At 51.0% G+C, this 15,201-nt stretch carries 17 protein-coding genes and 2 pseudogenes; 4 read left to right on the top strand and 15 right to left on the bottom strand.

What is annotated here, in order from left to right; genetic code table 11:
• The 5 genes from BSZ31_RS17080 to BSZ31_RS17400 all read right to left on the bottom strand — a co-directional run.
• Positions 1–365 (bottom strand): hypothetical protein (locus BSZ31_RS17080; protein WP_206018593.1); only part of this gene is annotated, 365 nt, incomplete at its 3' end.
• Positions 366–431: 66 nt separating this feature from the next.
• Positions 432–776, bottom strand: a complete 345-nt coding sequence (locus tag BSZ31_RS10720; protein ID WP_105029841.1) for a hypothetical protein — start codon at positions 774–776, stop codon at positions 432–434.
• A gap of 179 nt (positions 777–955) precedes the next feature.
• Positions 956–1,786, bottom strand: a complete 831-nt coding sequence (locus tag BSZ31_RS10715) for a hypothetical protein (RefSeq protein ID WP_105028742.1) — start codon at positions 1,784–1,786, stop codon at positions 956–958.
• A gap of 109 nt (positions 1,787–1,895) precedes the next feature.
• Positions 1,896–2,684, bottom strand: coding sequence for a hypothetical protein (locus tag BSZ31_RS10710; RefSeq protein WP_105028741.1), 789 nt, complete (start codon positions 2,682–2,684; stop codon positions 1,896–1,898).
• A gap of 133 nt (positions 2,685–2,817) precedes the next feature.
• A complete protein-coding gene (locus tag BSZ31_RS17400) occupies positions 2,818–3,660 on the bottom strand; it encodes a hypothetical protein (RefSeq protein WP_105028740.1) in 843 nt (280 codons plus the stop codon).
• A 630-nt stretch (positions 3,661–4,290) separates the two neighbouring features.
• Here BSZ31_RS17400 and BSZ31_RS10700 point away from each other — a divergent pair.
• Both BSZ31_RS10700 and BSZ31_RS10695 read left to right on the top strand, forming a co-directional pair.
• Complete coding sequence (locus BSZ31_RS10700) at positions 4,291–4,593, top strand: helix-turn-helix domain-containing protein (protein ID WP_206018592.1); 303 nt, start codon at positions 4,291–4,293, stop codon at positions 4,591–4,593.
• A complete protein-coding gene (locus tag BSZ31_RS10695; RefSeq protein WP_105028739.1) occupies positions 4,590–5,918 on the top strand; it encodes a type II toxin-antitoxin system HipA family toxin in 1,329 nt (442 codons plus the stop codon). The genes BSZ31_RS10700 and BSZ31_RS10695 overlap by 4 nt, the downstream gene beginning before the upstream one ends.
• 12 nt (positions 5,919–5,930) lie before the next feature.
• Here the strand turns inward: BSZ31_RS10695 and BSZ31_RS10690 are convergent, their stop codons facing one another.
• The 10 genes and pseudogenes from BSZ31_RS10690 to BSZ31_RS10660 form a co-directional block, all read right to left on the bottom strand.
• On the bottom strand, positions 5,931–6,329 hold the full coding sequence (locus tag BSZ31_RS10690) for a cytochrome c-type biogenesis protein (RefSeq protein WP_105028738.1): 399 nt from the start codon (positions 6,327–6,329) through the stop codon (positions 5,931–5,933).
• Positions 6,326–6,895 carry a DsbE family thiol:disulfide interchange protein gene (locus tag BSZ31_RS10685; RefSeq protein WP_105028737.1) on the bottom strand — a complete coding sequence of 190 codons (570 nt, stop codon included), beginning with the start codon at positions 6,893–6,895 and terminating at the stop codon, positions 6,326–6,328. Before BSZ31_RS10685 ends, BSZ31_RS10690 begins: the two co-directional genes overlap by 4 nt.
• A complete protein-coding gene (locus tag BSZ31_RS17395; protein ID WP_240605784.1) occupies positions 6,892–8,043 on the bottom strand; it encodes a heme lyase CcmF/NrfE family subunit in 1,152 nt (383 codons plus the stop codon). The genes BSZ31_RS10685 and BSZ31_RS17395 overlap by 4 nt, the downstream gene beginning before the upstream one ends.
• A pseudogene (locus BSZ31_RS17585) lies at positions 8,044–8,121 on the bottom strand (hypothetical protein); the annotation flags it as partial. It lies immediately after the preceding gene.
• A 91-nt stretch (positions 8,122–8,212) separates the two neighbouring features.
• Positions 8,213–8,566 (bottom strand): annotated as a pseudogene (gene ccsA, locus BSZ31_RS17390) (cytochrome c biogenesis protein CcsA); the annotation flags it as partial.
• A gap of 314 nt (positions 8,567–8,880) precedes the next feature.
• Positions 8,881–9,288 carry a cytochrome c maturation protein CcmE gene (gene ccmE / locus BSZ31_RS10675; protein ID WP_008251122.1) on the bottom strand — a complete coding sequence of 136 codons (408 nt, stop codon included), beginning with the start codon at positions 9,286–9,288 and terminating at the stop codon, positions 8,881–8,883.
• The gene (locus BSZ31_RS16905) at positions 9,281–9,454 is read right to left on the bottom strand and encodes a hypothetical protein (RefSeq protein WP_168426938.1); all 174 of its coding nucleotides are present in this window, start codon (positions 9,452–9,454) and stop codon (positions 9,281–9,283) included. The genes ccmE and BSZ31_RS16905 overlap by 8 nt, the downstream gene beginning before the upstream one ends.
• 18 nt (positions 9,455–9,472) lie before the next feature.
• Complete coding sequence (ccmC, locus tag BSZ31_RS10670) at positions 9,473–10,165, bottom strand: heme ABC transporter permease CcmC (RefSeq protein WP_105028736.1); 693 nt, start codon at positions 10,163–10,165, stop codon at positions 9,473–9,475.
• A 2-nt stretch (positions 10,166–10,167) separates the two neighbouring features.
• Positions 10,168–11,502, bottom strand: a complete 1,335-nt coding sequence (locus BSZ31_RS10665; RefSeq protein WP_105028735.1) for a heme exporter protein CcmB — start codon at positions 11,500–11,502, stop codon at positions 10,168–10,170.
• Positions 11,503–11,504: 2 nt separating this feature from the next.
• Positions 11,505–12,596: a hypothetical protein gene (locus tag BSZ31_RS10660; RefSeq protein ID WP_146106667.1), complete on the bottom strand. Its 1,092-nt coding sequence runs from the start codon at positions 12,594–12,596 to the stop codon at positions 11,505–11,507.
• Positions 12,597–12,878: 282 nt separating this feature from the next.
• Between BSZ31_RS10660 and BSZ31_RS10655 the strand changes: the two genes are divergently transcribed.
• Positions 12,879–13,694, top strand: a complete 816-nt coding sequence (locus BSZ31_RS10655) for a hypothetical protein (RefSeq protein ID WP_105028733.1) — start codon at positions 12,879–12,881, stop codon at positions 13,692–13,694.
• 6 nt (positions 13,695–13,700) lie between these two features.
• Positions 13,701–15,167, top strand: coding sequence for a cytochrome c3 family protein (locus tag BSZ31_RS10650; protein WP_105028732.1), 1,467 nt, complete (start codon positions 13,701–13,703; stop codon positions 15,165–15,167).
• The last annotated feature ends 34 nt before the right edge of the window (positions 15,168–15,201 follow it).

Genomic DNA, 15,201 nt, shown 5'->3' with positions numbered 1-15,201 from the left:
ACCTCCCGACTGCGACGGCGCGTTAGGGCAAGACCAAACAACGCTGCGGCAAGCAGCAGAGTGCAAACCGGAATACCCAACGGACCGAACCAGCCGAATAGCGCAGCCCCGATCAAAGCGCCACGCCCCGCAAACGGTGGGTGAGGTGGATACACAAAAAAGCTTAAAGAAGCCACCAATACGGCGCCGGCGGCAACAAATAGAGCAGACTCGTAAGCCGACGCCCCGGGAACAAACCCACGCTCTAGCTCCGCCCGACTCAGAACCAGCGGCTTGGTACCACGGCGCTGCCATCCCTCCCATAGGATGAAGACGAGAAGCGCTACAAGCAGCAGAACGGAAATTGCGTCGACAAGCATTTTCATGATGGCTAACGTTTGAATTGAGGGGCGCCGTTAGGCGTCCCTCTTGAATGACAGGTTAGCCATACGCTATCGACAAATAAAATTTGCAAGGTCACTTTTGCTTGAGCCTGGAACTAACTCAAACCACTTCGTTGGATTCTCCTTGATGGATGATGGCGAATTTTCGCTGTAACCCAACTCTCGCATTTTCATAGTTTTGCAATTGGTCTCCGTGAGCGTATAGCCAACGCTGTCAACGCCAACGCGCTTATGCAAAGCGCGTACAACACCCCCACTTTTTTTCCTTTCAAGAAGGTAATACTTCCCTTTGTCACCTGCAACACTGCGTGGAACTGGAATCTCGGATGCTGCTATTGCTAACGAGGTGATTAAAGTACCAACAAGAAACGTAATAATTTTTTGATTCAGCATGTATTCTCCATTGTGGCTAACGCCCTCGCTAACAGGCGACAAGCCGCGAAGCGGGTTGACGTCCTATTGAACAACTAGTTAGGCCATTTTTGCTACTGCTCATTTTGAGGCATTGCACTGAATTTGGGAGCCTGCGCTACAGTCGGGTATAAGCTCGGAATTTCACATTTAGGCTGTATTCAGACGCATTCGCCGATGGCCCTGTGGATTCTTTCCATTAGATGCCGGAAATGCATGTGATCGGACTTCTCTTCACACCTCATCGTTGCCTCTTCAGCTTCACGAAGAAGTATTTGAAGTTGCTCCATTCTCTCTGGCAATGGCAGACGTTTGGTGGCCTGGATTTTTTCTAGCGTGTTTGAAATTCTCTCGAACTCAATTGCGGTAATCGCGCCCCGGCGAGGCGATCGATTTCGCTCAAACATTGACATTTCCATCATCTTGCGTAGTTCTCGCATCTCTGCATGCATAACTTCAATAGCAAGGCCTTCTTTCGCGCCTTTTAAGTCTGGAATTTTAGCTGGACTGTTAAGTGCCAGTAACTTAACTATTGAGTTCACACTATTCGCATCACTCCCGGCCAAAGCAGTTGCTTCTATGGCCTCCTTGAGTTCCTTTTGAATGCGTAGCACGTCGTGGTACTTCATATCCTTGGAGTACTCAAGATAGCGAAGAGGTGCAATGTCAAATATCTTTGGGGTGCCGGCTTCTTGAATTAGAACAACGGGTCGATCAAATGCTTGCCGAATACCTAGCTCAAAGAGTACGTTTGGATTACGACTACTTAAATCACAAATGGCAATGGGCGTGTCGATCAGCCTCTTAAGAATGTCGAGATGAATGAGATTGGTCGCTTTGACCTCATCCGCTCGAATCGCTTGATATCCAGCCATCTCGCATGATGGATAGATGATGTTCTCATACACATGCTTGAAGTGACCAGTCGGATATCCTTCCGCGTCGGAGATTGGCATGATGATAAAGCATTGCTTTTTTTCTTCTGCAGTCATCAGATTTTCCTAAGAAGGCCTAACGCTTGAATTCAGCGGCGTTTGAAGTGATGTATGTTTTTGCGAAAGCAAAATGGGTGGCGGGTCAAACGTCCGCTGCAATGATTTGTTAGAGCACATCTGCGACTTGCCATCCCTTGTGCGTCAAATCAAACATCTCGCCTTTAGACCCAGTTGCCTTTGCGAGCCCATGGCCTACCAATTCTTCAAGAGCTGCTTCGTATTTTGCATATTCCCGGGAGCCTTCCCCGCCAAATGATTTGCTACCCGCTAGAACGAAGCGACCTCCCAAGGTTTGAGGCTTGCGGATGGATCCATTCTTGTTCTCGGAGGCTGCTTTCAATATTTCAACTGCCTCACTCGAAAGGTTGTATGTAGAGGGTTTGCCCACAGATGTACGGTCTTTCAACTGAGCCGAAAGCTGATCGCGCTCACGTCGTAGACTTTCGAGCTGGGACGCTAACTTTTCTTTCGCGGCATCATCTTCAATACCTGCAACTTCCTCATCTCGCTTTGCCCGTTCAATGAGCTCTTTCTCTTTTACAGCAAAGAGGTCTGAACGTGACTGCTCAAGCTCAGTTTGCCGGATGGTTTTCTTGTGCTCCGCCTCGAGATATAAGTTATCAACAAGTCCGGAGGGCTTCCTAGATACGAGCGTGAAAATGTACTGAACCCAATACGCGGAGGCGGCAACTAGCGCTCCGGCGAGCAGCGGCCACAGAACGAGCGTGTAATGACTAGTTATGGAGTCAAAAGCGGCCAGTCGATCTTGAGGCGTGCCATTTGTTGCTGCCAGCAAGAAAATACCGCGCCAATTGAATGCAAAAAATGCGAGAACTGTATAACCAAAGTATGGTGTCTTGATCCTAGAGCTAACTGCCTCAATCACGTCTTTCATGCTTTCGGTCTCATATAAGGGTTCTATGCGCTCTAACGTTTGACGTGAGGGGCCGCCGTAGCGGCAAAGCCGCGAAGGGAACCCACAAGCGCAGCTTGTGGGCGGTCCCTCTCGACGGAATGGTTATGCATTTTTACCAGCCTCTAATTGAGCGCAGCTTTGCCTGTAATGACACAGAAAGATCGCCTAGGCCTTCTCCATTTGGCAGGTAACGGATATAACGCAAGTGGCGAAGATCAAAAGGTATATCATGTTCTGATTGTGTAATCAGAATAACCTCCTTGCCTATTGCATGAGCTATTCCTGCCTCATAGAAAACATTCGGGTTTTTACCCGAACAGTCACAAACCACAACTTTGGCTCTAGCTATGATATTTACAATATCTTGGATTATTGTATGGTGCTCCCATATATCATCAGCTCTGACACACGAGAAGCCGATAGCAGTCGTAGCCTGCTGAAGAGTTGTATATATAGGATTAAATTCAGCACTAAACGGCATCATTATCGAAACAAGATTTTCATCCTGAGCAAAAGCCGCTTCTAACGAAAATACCTTAGGGCTAACAGCCCTTTTTTGTTGGTTTTGTAATAAGAGCTTAAACAAATCAACGTCACATACCCTCCAGCATGTATGTGATAAGCCAAACCGCCCCAACCCCAATTCCACAGGATGGCCTTCTAGTTCAGTGTTAGAGATTGGGAAAATGCCATTATCTGTTACGTATTGAATGGATGCATCAGAGGGGCCTAAAACAACGCTTGTGATGTATGCAACCTTTGCGAATTGTGGTCCATTACCACCTGTTTCAGTCACCAAGAGTGCTGGATGTTCTTTCAGCTTAACAACATCAAGTTGACCATTCGTATAAAACCTACTGCCAATAGGATCGCCTTCTCGGATGTAAACCCTACTCCTTGACAATGTTCCGCCAGATTCAGGCCAGCCCTGATAAGAAACCAATAAATGAAACATATTTCTACCTGATGTCCGTGTGGCTTATGGTTTGCTACGCATAACTAGTTTTATCGAACAATAACGGCGATATCCATTTATCCGAACATCACCCCTGAGAGCCCCTCAATTGAGTGGGGCCTTTTTACGGCATAGCGATTGAGGAATAAACTGTACAAATAAACAGTATAACCAAAACTCAAAATCCGAAATCTAAAATCCACCATGGCTACCGCAGGCCGGTACCAAAGCCAAGAAACGCGCTCGAAATGCAATTTCAACAACTTCAAAATGTAAATGGATCAGTATGCAACAGCAAGCACGTTGATCCGTGCACCCTATTGCTTGGGAAGTAAGCAATTGCCAAAGGGCCGCCCAGCCTTGTTGTACGCAACAAGGCAACATGCGCCACCCTGCATTTGCGGGGTAAACATGCAAAACTGCCCTAGGCAAGTCCAGTAAAATTTAATAATTTTATTACGCAGAAATACGCGTTTAACAATACAAAGTGGCTCTAATACGCGTTTATACGCGATTTAAAACATAACTTTACTTGAAATATTTAAATTATTACAATACGCTAAATAACGCGTATAGAATAAAAAATATTAATTAAAAACGTGCAAAAACACATTTTAGGAACAACATAAATTGCCTCAAAAAACGCTTGCGGAACTGGAAACCACTTTGGGCGCAAACCTGAAACAGCTTCGCCTGAGCCGAAACACCGACCAACGCACACTGGCTGAACAAGCCGGTGTAAGTACCCGTGCGCTGCAAAGCTTGGAAAACGGGGAAGGTTCATCATTGCAAACACTGGTAAAAGTTGTTCGCGCCTTGGGGCGGGAAAGCTGGTTCGACACAATTGCACCAGTTGCAACCATCAACCCCATGACCATGGTGGCCAAAGCAGCACCCCGTCAGCGCGCAAGGCGCAAACCGAGCAAGTCATGAATAACAAAAAGAAAATCGCACGCACAAAAAGCACGGCCTATCAACCCGTGGACCGTGTTGAGGTTTTTCTTTGGGGAAAACAAGTGGGTGCGGTAGCGCGAGACCCTGTGTACGGCTATTACGCCTTCGCCTACGCACCCGCCTTTCTAAAAACCGGCATTGAACCTGCCCCACTACAAATGCCTTTGAACAACGGCGACCCATATTTGTTCACAGATCTGCCAGTTGAAACTTACAAACGGTTACCGGCCATGCTGGCCGATGCCCTGCCCGATGATTTTGGCAATGCATTGATTGACCGTTACATGGCCGAGCGGGGTTTGTCTAAAAGTGACATTACTGCACTCGATCGCCTGGCCTACATGAGTAACCGCGCCATGGGTGCTCTCACATTCAAACCAAGCCGTGGGCCTTCGAAGCGAGTGGCCACCTCAATTGAATTGGGTAGCTTGGTAGAACAGGCCAGAAAAGCGGTTACTGGTCAGTTTGACGACGATGAAGATGAATACACAAATGCAGCCTTGCGCAGCATTATTGATGTGGGTACCTCCGCTGGTGGGGCCCGTGCCAAAGCGGTTGTTGCATGGAACCGCGAGACGCAAGAAATTCGTTCCGGACAAGTGGATACACCGCCAGGGTTCGAACACTGGCTACTAAAATTCGACGGCATTGGCAAAGACAACGAACTGGGCGCATCAGGAGGCTATGGTCGAATTGAATACGCCTATTATTTGATGGCCAGGGCGGCGAAAATTTCCATGTCAGAATGTCGATTACTAGAGGAAAACGGCCGTGCGCACTTTATGACACGCCGTTTTGACCGGGCTGCAAACAATGTGCGTCATCACATACAAACGCTGTGCGCATTCAACCACCTGGACTATAAAAAGAAAGGCACGAATGCTTATGCTCAATTATTCGACTGCATTGTGAAACTGCAACTTCCTTATGAACAAAAAGAAGAAGCGTTTCGACGCATGGTATTCAATGTGATGGGAAGGAACTGCGACGATCACACCAAGAACTTTTCGTTTTTGCTAAAGGAAGGATCAAGCTGGGAACTGGCACCAGCCTACGACATTACCTTTGCACACAACCCTGAGGGTGAATGGACTCACCAACATTTGATGTCGGTGCATGGAAAATTCAAGAATTTCACTGAGCTTGATTTGCTGGAAGAGGCGGAGCGCTTTGCAATAGGTTCCGCACCCAAAGTTATTCGAGAAGTTCGCCAAGCCATTAAACGTTGGCCTGAATTCGCATCGCTGGCGGGGGTACCGCCTGAGCAGGCAAAAAAAATTAACGAGCAGCTACTGGTTCTGTAACCGCAGCATCAATCAGCTGTCTTTTTTGTTTTTAGTTTTGGTGTACAAGTTTTCTGCCCATTGTGCGCTTGCTTCAGCGGTAGGTGCGCTGGCTTTGCTCTTCCCCACCTTGCGCGCCAGCACCACGGCAATAAGCAACACCACAAATGGCCCCAACCACAACACCGCATTTTCCATGCTGTAAGCGGGCTTGTAGATCACAAACTCGCCATAGCGATCTTGCATGTAGCTTTTAATTTCTTCGTTGGTTTTGCCAGCACGAATTTGCTCGGCAATTTTGTCTTTCAAATCGACTGCCAAGGAAGCATGAGAATCAGCCAGCGACTGGTTCTGGCACACCAAGCAACGCAACTCGCTGGCCACTTCTTTGTACTGTTCTTTCTCTGCTGCATTCAGGTCATTCACATTCATCGGGAAGCCTCTATTGCGGGCAGTGCCATGCTGTCGAAATAGTCGGCAGGTATTGGCCCTACCTGCTTGTGAATAATGGTGTTGTTGGCGCTCATTAAAAAAGTTTCGGGCACGCCATACACACCCAACTCAATTCCGTACTGCCCTTGCTGGTCAATCAGGATCAAATCATAAGGATTGCCATATTGCGCCAGCCAACGGCGGGTGTTGGCCAGGTCGTCTTTGTAAGCCAACCCCACCAGTTTGATTTTTTTCTGTTTTGCCAGCGCAATGAAATGCGGGTGCTCCACCAAGCAAGCCTGGCACCACGATGCGAACACATTCAGTACCCAAGGCTGGCCTTTCAGTGCATCAATACTTTGCAGTGTTTGAATGTCGGCAATTTGTACTGCATCAGCCTCTGGCCCGTTAAAGATGAGCACGGGAAGCACTACCGCAGGCGCGGGCTTACCAATCAATGCGGAGGGTAATTTCTTGGGGTCAAGCCACAAACCACGGAGCAAAAACACACCCAAAAACAACAAGACCAAAATTGGCAAATACAGGCGCAAGCGTTTCTTGATCATGCCGCCACCGCATTCTTTCTGGGCCGGTAACGGCGATCAAACACGGTAAGCAAACCACCCAGTGCCATCAAGGCACAACCCCACCAAATCAGGTTGATCAATGGCTTGTAATACAGGCGCACGCCCCACGCCCCGGAGTTTGCGCTGCTTTGAACTGCATCGCCAAGGCCGATGTACACGTCGGAGAACCAATCACTGTGAATGGCTGCCTCAGTCATGATTTGTTCTGAACTTTGATAGCGACGTTTCTCAGGTTCCAGCAAGTGGATCACCGTGCCGTCGCCACGGGTTAACTCGAACACGCCCAGAGCAGCCACATGGTTTTGCCTTTGCACCGAATCAACTCCAATGAAAGTAACTCGCCATGGGCCTATTTCCGAAGTTTCTCCTGGCTTTAGCACGGCATCGGTTTCAGTCTCGAAAGTTTTTACCCAACTGACGCCCACCACAAACACGGCCACTCCCAAATGCGCAAGCACCATGCCCCAATACGAAAGAGACAAACGGCGAATGCGATACAGCAAACCACTTTCAGGAATGCTTGCCCCTGCTTTGCGCGTGGCCACCGCAGCATGAGCCAGCGTGGCCACCGCCATGAACACTGCACACACCACACCCACAGCCCACAACAGGCTGAAATAACCATTGAACAGCGCTGCTCCCAACAACACTAGCGCGGCAACAGCAAGCGCTACTGCCCCGGGCTTGATGTATTGCGCCAACGAGGTTTCGCGCCAGCGCGAATCGGGGCCCAAGGCCATGAGCAACACCGCGGGCAATAGAATGGGCGCAAACATGGCTTCAAAATAAGGCTGCCCCACTGACATTTTCCGCCCGCCGATCACCTCGACCACCAAGGGGTAAAGAGTACCCAACATCACGGCCACCAAGGCAGCGCTCATGAGCACATTGTTGGACAGCAACAGCGATTCCCGCCCGGTGGCCTTGAAATTGCCACCCTGCCCCACTTCACCTGTTTTAAGCGCATACAGAATGTAGGAAGCGCCCACCACAATAAACAACAAGGCGAGAATGAACACGCCACGTTCAGGGTCTGTTGCGAAAGCATGCACCGAGGTAAGCACACCCGAGCGAACCAGGAATGTACCCAGCAGAGACAAGGCAAAGGTGGTGAGTGCCAGAAGCAAGGTCCAGCTTTTCAGGGCACCGCGTTTTTCTGAAACCGCAAGTGAGTGAATAAGCGCGGTACCCGCCAGCCAAGGCATCAAAGATGCATTTTCGACCGGGTCCCAAACACCACCAACCACCCCAACCCAGTTCCCGGTAAGCCCACCAGCTTCCCAAGGCGATACCCATGGTCAGAAACGCCCACGCCACATTGGTCCAGGGGCGACTCCAGCGCGCCCAGGTCATGTCGAATCGGCCCTCCAGCAAACCAGCCACTGCGAAGGCAAAGGTCACTGCGAAGCCCACATAACCCATGTACAACAGGGGCGGATGAATGATCATGCCGATGTCTTGCAGCAGCGGGTTCAGGTCTCGCCCGTCCACGGGTGTGGGGTACAGGTATTCAAAGGGATTGCTGGCAATTAATAAATAAAGCAGAAAACCCACCAGCACCAATTGCAAGGTGGCCAGTACGCGCACTTTGAAACAAGCCGACACCTCGAATTTGGCCCAGGCCACAGCTTGGGTCCAGCCTGCAAACATGAGCACCCAAAGCAAAAAGGAGCCTTCATGAGAACCCCAACTTGCGGCCACCTTGTAAAAAACCGGCAACGCCAGGTTGGAATTTTCAGCCACGTTGCGAACTGAAAAGTCGCTGATCACAAAGGAATAGACCAAACCAACAAAGGCAATACCGACGAGCCCAGAGACCAGCAGCACATTGCGTTGAATCGAGTTCAACAAAGGGACTGCTGGCGCATGGCTATATACCCCGCGCACTGCGGCAAAACCAGCGACTGCGCCAAACAAGGCCAACACGGTGGCCAAGGCCAAACTGAACTGGGATATCAACGCGATCACTGCTCAACTCCGGGCGGCATGTAGTCTTCATCGTGTTTGGCCAACACCTCAGAGGCTTTGAATGTGGTGCCGTCCCATTGGCCATCTGCAACAACGCCTGTGCCTTCCTTGAATAAATCGGGAACTATGCCATTGAACTCGACCGGCACTTTGTTGTTCAGGTCGCTGACCACGAAACGAACTTTTAATGAGTCGGCTTCGCGTTGAACGCTGCCCACCTCGACCATGCCACCCAGGCGATAGGTTTTTTCACCTGTGGGCACTTCGCCACCCAGTATTTGAGTGGGGGTGTAGAAAAAAACCAGGTTCTCGTTAAACACTTTAACCAAGGCAATACCAAAACCCAAAGCCACCACAACAATGGCCGCCAGCCAGGCCGCGCGATGCGCGCGCGCATTACTCATTGTTTGCTCCTTTCCCAAGCCCGACCATTCGATTGTCTCGCTTTTTTTGACGAACCAAATCGGTTTTGCTGGGGCCCGCACGGCCAGCCAGCAGACCATCCACAACCAGAATCAAGAGGCTTAAACCCACGCAAGCCCAAATTGTTTGCCATGCATCAAGAATCATTGTTTTGCCTTCTGCCCTTTACAACCAACGCCTTTGTACCAACAAACGCCGCGCACGGTTCAACACCGTGCTGGCACAAATCAACCAGAACCCCAACACGCTGAGCCACATGCCCATTGCAATGTCGGGGTGAATTCGACTGCCACTCATCGACACGCTGTAACCCTGATGAAGCGTATTCCAGAAAACCACCGAGAGGTAAATCAAGGGAATATTCACTGCGCCAATCAACAACCCAACAGCCAAAACACGATCGGCCTTGGCCGGGTTGGTGGTCAGTTGGCCCAAGGCAATGAGGCCCAAGTAGATAAACAGCAGTAAAAGCTCCGAGGTCATTCTTGCATCCCACACCCAGTAGGTGCCCCAAGTGGGCTTGCCCCACAGCGCACCGGTAAGCAGGGCCAACACAGTCATCCAGGCACCGGTGGGCAGCAGCGCACGCATCATGACTGCTGATACATCGCTGCGATACACCCAATTCAAACCCGCATAGCCACAGGCCACCAAGTACAGGAACATCGACATCCAGGCGGCGGGCACATGCACATAAATGGCTCTATACACTTCGCCTTGCTGAACATCAACAGGTGCCAGAAACAAACCCGTGTACAAACCAAACCCCAGCAGCAGCATACCCGCTGCGAGTAGCCACACCCACAGCCAACTGGCCAGGGCATGGAACTTGGGGGGTGAAGCCAACTGTGCAAACATCGTCATTCCTGTATTAAACCAACAAGGCGCTTGGCCACGAATGGCCCCAGCAAACAACCCAACATTCCCAAACTCGCAAGCACAGCAAGCGGCGCAATTGCACTGCGACCCAAGCCATTGGCCTGACTGGCCTCAAGCCCAAAAACAAGAACGGGGACCAACAGCGGCAAAGCCAACAAGTAAACGAGAACCGCACCGCCACGGGTCAACATCACCAATAGCGCGATCAAGCCCAACAGCGGCGCCACAGTCCAAATGCTCACGCTCAACGCCAAGGCCAAGTCAAAGGTCTGCGTGGCGTGCAGACCCAGTTGCAACGCCACCAGGCCAGTGACGGGTACCAGCACCAGTATTTGGCAACACGCCAGAAAAACGACCCGTACCAACCAATACAAAGCCATGTTGTCGGGATTAAGGCCCGCCACAAAGCCAAGCCACCCAGTGCGGTAATCCTCTGCAAACCAGTCTTTGGCCCCTAGCATCAAAGCGAGCAACAAACTGACCCACACGGCCACTTGTGCAAACTCGGCACTTGGCTTTCCGAGTCCAATTCCAAAAAAACTCAGCACCATCCAGTGAAACAAAGCGCCCCACAGCAGTGCTTGTGGATTGCCCAAAGTCACCGCCCAGTCGCGTTTAAGCAAAGCGGGAAAATTCACTTTTGCAGCATGCCCAGCCTCCCGTGCAGGGGAATCATCTACGCGGGAATCCTCCAGGTGGGCATCTGCTACAAAACCGCCAAGCAACTTGCCCTGTTCCAGCCTGCCCTCTTTCACGGGTACACCAGCCAGGTGCTGCGTTAACACCGATGCGTCCACGTGAGTGGCCATGAACACAATGCCACCCTGATCAAAATGCGTGGCCACTGCCCCGGCCAATGTTGCAATACCTTCGTGATCCAGCGCATTCAAGGGCTCATCGAGCAACCACACTTTGAATTGCCCCGCCAACAGGCTGCACAAACCCAAACGTGCACGCTGCCCGGATGAAAGGGTGCCGATTCGCTCGTATTGCCAGTTCGCAAGCCCTACCCTTTCAAGCAAAGATTCAACGCTATGGGCATTGGTACGAAGATGACTCAATACAATTTGCAGGTGTGTGTGGACCAACAATTCATCACGCAGGCCAAACTCAGGTTTGAACAAAACACACTGGCCCGGCAATGAATTGCTCATCAATCTCAACAGGGTTGATTTTCCAACACCATTTCCACCGCGAATTACATTGATTTCGCCCGGTTTTAATTCAAATCCGATTGGGCCTGACAACACCACACCAGCCGCTTCCAGAGACGGCGTTTTAACTTGCAGGCAAGTGGCCGAGAGTGAAATATGCATCGTCAATTCGCCGGGGCTTCCGGCAAACTTAAATCAACACCCGAAGCGAGCCGATTGCGAGGAAGCGTTTGCCACGCTGACTCGATATCTCCTGCACCTGTTTGGGCCATGCCTTGAATCGACAAGCGCGCTTGAATGTGCACGGTATCGGGCAAATTGCCAACACCACCTTCCTGAATAAAGTCCCCAGGCCCAATTCGCACGGCCTGCTCACCCGCAGCCAGCTGAGATGCAGGCACACGAACCACAGCCAGTGGCATGCCAGGGCCGGGCTGCGCCTTTAAGAATACAAACAGTGCCGATGATTCCTTCAGGCTTTTTAATGCTGCTTTAGGAACAGTTACGTTAACTGTGGTGAGAATGTCCTCGGGTGCCGGATTCGATTGTTTCAAGCTCGCTTGCTGAACCTGGCTAAGCAGTTGCCAGTACACCTGCGCTTTGTCTTGATCACCTGCTTGCTCGGCAGCACTGGCTGCCAGTGCAAGGGCCTTTTCATGGCGAGGATCACTTTGTAGTGCAGCTGCGATGTAAGTTTCTGGTTCACCAGCCAGTTGGCGGCCCTGTGCCATGGCGGTCATGTCGGCCAAATCTGCGAGAATATCTGGATGCCCTGGCGTGAGTTCCAGCGCCTTTTTCAAGGCATTGGCACTTTCAAGGTAATTGGACATGGAGGCATGCGTGCGCGCCAGCAGCACCCACCCGCGCAAATCGTCTGGCTGCGCTGCAAGCCTTGCCTGCAAGCCCGCCAGCCTGTCCTGCAAATTGGCACCGTCACCGGGATGCCCGGCTGAAGCGGCAACGGCTTGATCAACACTTGGTGCAAGCGCATCTACAGAATTCGCTTCAGGCCATTTCAATGCGCCGGGGTGCATCGCACCAATCAAATAGGTGAACAGAACCGCGAATCCCAGGCTGCCTGCAATCAGCCAAGGCATGGCCGCGGGCCTGGCCCAGATCAGACGCGTTGGGGAAACGCCAGCCGTGGCCATGTGTGGCTTGCTCTCGCTGGCCATGGTCAGCCAGTTGTCAATCAAAACCTGTTTGCTCGCAGAGTCGAGTGTTGGGTCGGTTTCAATTTCCTGGCGTCGGTTCAAAAAAGCACGCCACTCAGGGCTATCCTCCAGAGACCCTACCCCATTCGTGGTTTTTTGATCATCGGAGAAAAAAAATCCATTCCACGCAAAATATAGGCAAAATACTAGAAAAAACAGGAAGATAAATCCCACAAAGGCCACACCAAGACTCAATTGTTAACCCCCAGACATGAAGTAGGGATACTAACATCACCAATGATCACGTAACATTAACGGCTATACAGAAATTAGCGTAAACCCTGAGCAGCATTACCTCTGACTATTCGCCTAGGCGCTGAACACATGATTCAGGACAACCTGTTCAACTACAAACGATTTGTTTTCCTGAAATGGGCCTTGCTGCTGACGCTCATTTCATCGTTTGCCTACCTTTTCGACCAACCCAGAATCAATGCCAATGGCGGAACCTGGTTGGGCTATACCTTGGGAACGATTGGTGCCCTACTCATTCTTTGGCTGATGTGGTTTGGTGTACGCAAGCGCCAGTATGCCAACGAAGCAGGCAACTTGCGGGGTTGGGTATCTGCGCATATTTATTTGGGACTGGCCTTGTCGATAGTTGCCACATTGCACACAGGTTTCCAGATTGGCTGGAATGTGCATTCATTGGCTTATGTGCTAACGATGGCGACCATTGGCACCGGCGTGTGGGGGCTCAGCTTTTATTTGCGGTATCCCGCAGAAATGTCAAACGCACTGAATCGCCAAAGTCCTGAACAAATTGTGGAACAAATTCAAGCGCTCGACCGCGAAGCACAAAAGCAGATTAAAAATGCAAGCGGCTTGATTGGGCGAGTCATCGCTGCTTCACACAAACAAAATATTTATCCCAATCGCAAAAGCCAGCGCAAAGGTGTCGTAAAAGACTGCGCCACCGAGAAAGCAGTCAATGACCTGCAACAGGAAATGACACGGGTTGACAGTCTCTCCGACATATACAGAAACCAGGTGCAGCGACTGCGCGCCTTGAAACAATTGCGCCGTTATTACCACTTGCGATATTGGCTTGAGCTGTGGCTATCCATCCATGTGCCTTTGTCGTTTGGTTTGCTGGCTGCGTTGATGGCGCATGTGTTGTCTGTTTTTATTTACTGGTAAGCGAACATGGCCGAACAAGAAAAAAGCCCGCTTCAACGTGAGCAACAGGCCTTGCAAAAGCCCCTGGGGCTGAAACGCCCACTTTCCTGGTTGCTTTTTGTACCCATTCTTTTCGCGTTTCTTGTGTTGCCTTTGCTGGCCATGCAGGTACCCGGGCTTTTTGGTGTTGAGCCCACGAGCCCGGATGAAAAACCACAAACAGTGCGTGCCGAAAAACTGCCGGTGAATGCACACCCCAGCCTTCAAAGTACCCCGGTTTCAAACACGCGCAATACGACAGCACTGGCCCTGGATTCAATCTGGAACCCGGGACCATTGGCCTCTGCCCACGCCAATCTTGAAGGCGATTGCCAGGCTTGCCACGCCGGCAACTTCTCGCGTGTCAAAGATAAAAGCTGCCTGGTATGCCACGGCAATATGGGCTTACATGTAACCGAGCAAACACTGCCCGACACGTCATTCGAAGAAGGCCGTTGCGCAAGCTGTCACCGAGACCACAAAGGGCGCGAAAGCCTCGCAGAACAGAACAAACATTTTGTAGGTGCCGACTGTGCGGCTTGCCATACCGACATTAAAACTGTGGCACCAAAAACTGAAACCCTTGCTGTCAATGACTTCGCAGGCGACAAACACCCGGCATTTCGAATTACAGTGGCCACCGGCCCTGAGCCCAGTGATTTGCGGCGTATCCGCATGGCGGCCAACACACCGATTGTTGAAAAAACCAACCTGAAGTTTCCGCACGACGTTCACCTTGACCCAAAAGGCATCGACAGCCCAAGCAAGAAAGTGGTGATGGAATGTGCCAACTGCCACGAGCCAGCAGACACTGCTACCGGGTTTAAAACGCTCAATATGGAAAGCCACTGCCAGGAATGCCACAAGCTGAGTTTTGAGCCTGCCCTGCCCGATCGGCAAGTTCCCCACGGCCCTGTCGATGCGGTGCTCAGCACGGTCGAAGAGTTCTACAGTTATTTGGCTTTGCACCCCGAAGAACGCAACAAAGTGAATGCACAGCGTGCGGTGTTGCGCGCGCGTCCGGGTGAGAAAGACCCGAATCGCTCCAACTTGCGAACCTTGAGCGGAAACCCCCGTGCACAAGCAGCATTTGCGACAGTGGAGCTGTTTGAAAATACGGCCTGCTCCGTGTGCCACGAGGTAAAGGCGGTGGATGGCTTGGGTAACACCAAGACTTCCGGATCCAGAATGCCGCAGTACAAGATTGCAGAGATCAATCCTGCCCATTCGTGGATGCCCTTGGCTAAGTTCGACCACAAAGCACACGAATTTGAAAGTTGTGAAAGTTGCCACAAAGCAAGCAAATCAGAGGAAGCCAGCGATGTGCTGATGCCAGCCATTGAGGGATGCCAAACTTGCCATGCAGGCAGCAAACCCGTGTTAAACAAAGTTCAGTCCAACTGTGGCGTGTGCCACGAATACCATATACACAACAAAGAAGTGGCAGCGAAGTAATCGCCATTCGACGCAGTAACTTGAGTAGACAGAC

It is taken from the genome of Limnobacter sp. SAORIC-690, assembly GCF_002954425.1.
Taxonomy (GTDB): Bacteria; Pseudomonadota; Gammaproteobacteria; order Burkholderiales; family Burkholderiaceae_B; genus Limnobacter; species Limnobacter profundi.
The sequence above is the reverse complement of the archived record's forward strand: the minus strand, read 5'-3'. Positions and strand labels throughout refer to the sequence as shown.